Origin of the sequence: Ligilactobacillus acidipiscis DSM 15836, assembly GCF_001435755.1 — a bacterium.
In the GTDB taxonomy this organism is placed as follows: domain Bacteria; phylum Bacillota; class Bacilli; order Lactobacillales; family Lactobacillaceae; genus Ligilactobacillus; species Ligilactobacillus acidipiscis.
In genome coordinates, this window is record NZ_AZFI01000149.1 from 1 (window position 1) to 4,819 (window position 4,819).

General features: G+C 51.6%; 2 tRNA genes and 2 rRNA genes. All 4 read right to left on the reverse strand.

Annotated elements, in window-relative coordinates:
- Nucleotides 1-2,821: ribosomal RNA gene (locus FC65_RS08755) — 23S ribosomal RNA — on the reverse strand; the annotation flags it as partial.
- A 172-nt stretch (nt 2,822-2,993) separates the two neighbouring features.
- Nucleotides 2,994-3,066: transfer RNA gene (locus FC65_RS08760), tRNA-Ala, on the reverse strand.
- Nucleotides 3,067-3,074: 8 nt separating this feature from the next.
- Nucleotides 3,075-3,149, reverse strand: a tRNA-Ile gene (locus tag FC65_RS08765).
- Nucleotides 3,150-3,299: 150 nt separating this feature from the next.
- A 16S ribosomal RNA gene (locus tag FC65_RS08770) occupies nt 3,300-4,819 on the reverse strand; the annotation flags it as partial.

The following is a 4,819-nucleotide window of genomic DNA, read 5'->3' on the forward strand; positions in this document are numbered from 1 at the left end:
AAAGGAATGGGAAATCTGATCTTGAGGCGAGTTTCGCACTTAGATGCTTTCAGCGTTTATCTCATCCACACTTAGCTACCCAGCGCTGCCTTGGGCAAGACAACTGGTACACCAGCGGTGTGTCCATCCCGGTCCTCTCGTACTAAGGACAGATCCTCGCAAATTTCCTACGCCCGCGACGGATAGGGACCGAACTGTCTCACGACGTTCTGAACCCAGCTCGCGTACCGCTTTAATGGGCGAACAGCCCAACCCTTGGGACCGACTACAGCCCCAGGATGCGATGAGCCGACATCGAGGTGCCAAACCTCCCCGTCGATGTGGACTCTTGGGGGAGATAAGCCTGTTATCCCCAGGGTAGCTTTTATCCGTTGAGCGATGGCCCTTCCATACGGAACCACCGGATCACTAAGCCCGACTTTCGTCCCTGCTCGACTTGTAAGTCTCACAGTCAAGCTCCCTTCTGCCTTTACACTCTGCGAATGATTTCCAACCATTCTGAGGGAACCTTTGGGCGCCTCCGTTACCTTTTGGGAGGCGACCGCCCCAGTCAAACTGCCTACCAGACACTGTCTCCCGCCGGGATCAACCGGCGCGGGTTAGAGTGTTCATACAACGAGGGTAGTATCCCACCACTGCCTCCAACGAGACTAGCGTCCCGTTTTCTACGGCTCCTACCTATCCTGTACAAGTTGCACGAACACCCAATATCAAGCTACAGTAAAGCTCCATGGGGTCTTTCCGTCCTGTCGCGGGTAACCCGCATCTTCACGGGTATTATAATTTCACCGAGTCTCTCGTTGAGACAGTGCCCAGATCGTTACGCCTTTCGTGCGGGTCGGAACTTACCCGACAAGGAATTTCGCTACCTTAGGACCGTTATAGTTACGGCCGCCGTTTACTGGGGCTTCGATTCTGAGCTTCGCTTACGCTAACTCATCCTCTTAACCTTCCAGCACCGGGCAGGCGTCAGCCCCTATACGTCATCTTACGATTTTGCAGAAACCTGTGTTTTTGATAAACAGTCGCCTGGGCCTATTCACTGCGGCTGGTCTGTCGACCAGCACCCCTTCTCCCGAAGTTACGGGGTCATTTTGCCGAGTTCCTTAACGAGAGTTCACTCGCTCACCTGAGGATACTCTCCTCGACTACCTGTGTCGGTTTGCGGTACGGGTGATCAGATCCTCGCTAGAAGCTTTTCTCGGCAGTGTGACATGACTTCCTTCGCTACTTAAATTTCGCTCCCCATCACAGCTCATCTACCACCAAAACAAGCCTTTCACTCGTTTTGCGACTCGCTGCTTGGACGTGCAATTCCAGCTGCACGCTCCGTTAGCCTCCTGCGTCCCTCCATTGCTCAAACAGATCTGATCAGTACAGGAATCTCCACCTGTTGTCCATCGCCTACGCCTTACGGCCTCGGCTTAGGTCCCGACTAACCCTGGGAGGACGAGCCTTCCCCAGGAAACCTTAGTCATACGGTGGGTCAGATTCTCACTGACCTTGCGCTACTCATACCGGCATTCTCACTTCTAAGCGCTCCACCGGTCCTGACGGTCCGGCTTCTTCGCCCTTAGAACGCTCTCCTACCACCCGACCCAAAGGTCGGATCCACAATTTCGGTAATGTGTTTAGCCCCGTTACATTTTCGGCGCAGGATCACTCGACTAGTGAGCTATTACGCACTCTTTGAATGGTGGCTGCTTCTGAGCCAACATCCTAGTTGTCTGTGCGATCCCACATCCTTTTCCACTTAACACATATTTAGGGACCTTAATTGGTGGTCTGGGCTGTTTCCCTTTCGACTACGGATCTTATCACTCGCAGTCTGACTCCCGGAACAAGATCAGTGGCATTCGGAGTTTATCTGAATTCAGTAACCCAAGACGGGCCCCTAGTCCAAACAGTGCTCTACCTCCACGATCCTTAACTTCCGAGGCTAGCCCTAAAGCTATTTCGGAGAGAACCAGCTATCTCCAAGTTCGTTTGGAATTTCACCGCTACCCACACCTCATCCCAGCATTTTTCAACATACACGGGTTCGGTCCTCCGGTGCGTTTTACCGCACTTTCAACCTGGACATGGGTAGGTCACTTGGTTTCGGGTCTACGTCAACGTACTCGTGCGCCCTGTTCAGACTCGCTTTCGCTGCGGCTCCGGTCTTTCCACCTTAACCTGGCACGTTAACGTAACTCGCCGGTTCATTCTACAAAAGGCACGCCATCACCCCTTAACGGGCTCTGACTACTTGTAGGCACATGGTTTCAGGAACTGTTTCACTCCCCTCCCGGGGTGCTTTTCACCTTTCCCTCACGGTACTGGTCCACTATCGGTCACTAGGTAGTATTTAGCCTTGGGAGATGGTCCTCCCGGATTCCGACGGAGTTTCACGTGTTCCGCCGTACTCAGGATCCTGGACTGAGGAAAAACTGTTTCGCCTACGGGGCTGTCACCCTTTCTAGCCGGCCTTCCCAGGCCGTTTGGCTACAGTTTTTCTTGGTAACTCAAATGTCCAGTCCTACAACCCCAAGAAGCAAGCTTCTTGGTTTGGGCTGTTCCCCGTTCGCTCGCCGCTACTGAGGGAATCGAAATTTCTTTATTTTCCTGCAGGTACTTAGATGTTTCAGTTCCCTGCGTCTGTCTTCCACTGGCCTATGTATTCAGCCAGCGATAATAACTCGTTACAGTCATTGGGTTGCCCCATTCGGAGATCTCCGGGTCATTGCTTACTTACAGCTTCCCGAAGCATATCGCAGTTAGTCACGTCCTTCATCGACTCCTAGTGCCAAGGCATCCACCATGCGCCCTTCCTAACTTAACCTCTCATTTATCAAAGATAAATGGGTCATGAGTTTGCGTTTAATACTTTAATAATTGAATTCTTGTTTGAAACTCTTTCAAACGCGGTGTTCTCGGTTTAATAAAATTATTGATCAAGAAATAAATGTTATTCAGTTTTCAAAGAACGGATCCATGATGACTGACGTCATCAATGGAGGTTAGCGGGATCGAACCGCTGACCTCCTGCTTGCAAAGCAGGTGCTCTCCCAGCTGAGCTAAACCCCCATCACAAATGGGCCTAAATGGACTCGAACCATCGACCTCACGCTTATCAGGCGTGCGCTCTAAACCAGCTGAGCTATAGGCCCATAAATTATTGATTTATGGATTGAGAGTAGACCTCTCAAAACTAAACAAAGTTTCATGTAACAAATCGTGTGAGTNTTTGAGAGTAGACCTCTCAAAACCAAACAAAGTTTCATGTAACAAATCGTGTGAGTTTCCGTAATTTTCCTTAGAAAGGAGGTGATCCAGCCGCAGGTTCTCCTACGGCTACCTTGTTACGACTTCACCCCAATCATCTGTCCCACCTTAGACGGCTGGCTCCAAAATGGTTACCGCACCGGCTTTGGGTGTTACAAACTCTCATGGTGTGACGGGCGGTGTGTACAAGGCCCGGGAACGTATTCACCGCGGCATGCTGATCCGCGATTACTAGCGATTCCGACTTCACGTAGGCGAGTTGCAGCCTACGATCCGAACTGAGAACGACTTTCAGAGATTAGCTAAACCTCGCGGTCTCGCGACTCGTTGTATCGTCCATTGTAGCACGTGTGTAGCCCAGGTCATAAGGGGCATGATGACTTGACGTCATCCCCACCTTCCTCCGGTTTGTCACCGGCAGTCTCGCCAGAGTGCCCAACTGAATGCTGGCAACTGACAATAAGGGTTGCGCTCGTTGCGGGACTTAACCCAACATCTCACGACACGAGCTGACGACAGCCATGCACCACCTGTCATTTTGTCCCCGAAGGGAAATTCTGATCTCTCAGATGGTCAAAAGATGTCAAGACCTGGTAAGGTTCTTCGCGTTGCTTCGAATTAAACCACATGCTCCACCGCTTGTGCGGGCCCCCGTCAATTCCTTTGAGTTTCAATCTTGCGATCGTACTCCCCAGGCGGAATGCTTAGTGCGTTAGCTGCGGCACCGAAGGGCGGAAACCCTCCAACACCTAGCATTCATCGTTTACAGCGTGGACTACCAGGGTATCTAATCCTGTTCGCTCCCCACGCTTTCGAACCTCAGCGTCAGTTACAGACCAGAGAGCCGCTTTCGCCACTGGTGTTCTTCCATATATCTACGCATTTCACCGCTACACATGGAGTTCCACTCTCCTCTTCTGCACTCAAGTCTTCCAGTTTCCAATGCACTTCTCCGGTTAAGCCGAAGGCTTTCACATCAGACTTAAAAGACCGCCTGCGTTCCCTTTACGCCCAATAAATCCGGACAACGCTTGCCACCTACGTATTACCGCGGCTGCTGGCACGTAGTTAGCCGTGACTTGCTGGTCAGATACCGTCAGCGCCATAGCAGTTACTCTATCACGTGTTCTTCTCTGACAACAGTATTTTACGATCCGAAGACCTTCTTCATACACGCGGCGTTGCTCCATCAGACTTGCGTCCATTGTGGAAGATTCCCTACTGCTGCCTCCCGTAGGAGTTTGGGCCGTGTCTCAGTCCCAATGTGGCCGATCAACCTCTCAGTTCGGCTACGTATCATCACCTTGGTAAGCCGTTACCTTACCAACTAGTTAATACGCCGCGGGCTCATCCAAAAGCGACAGCTGACGCCGTCTTTGCCCGGCCGACCATGCGGTCAGCCGGTTGATGCGGTATTAGCACCTGTTTCCAAGTGTTATCCCCCACTTTTGGGCAGATTGCCCACGTGTTACTCACCCGTTCGCCACTCGCACTTTAAACGCTGAGTGCAAGCACTCATTGTTAAAAGATTGCGTTCGACTTGCATGTATTAGGC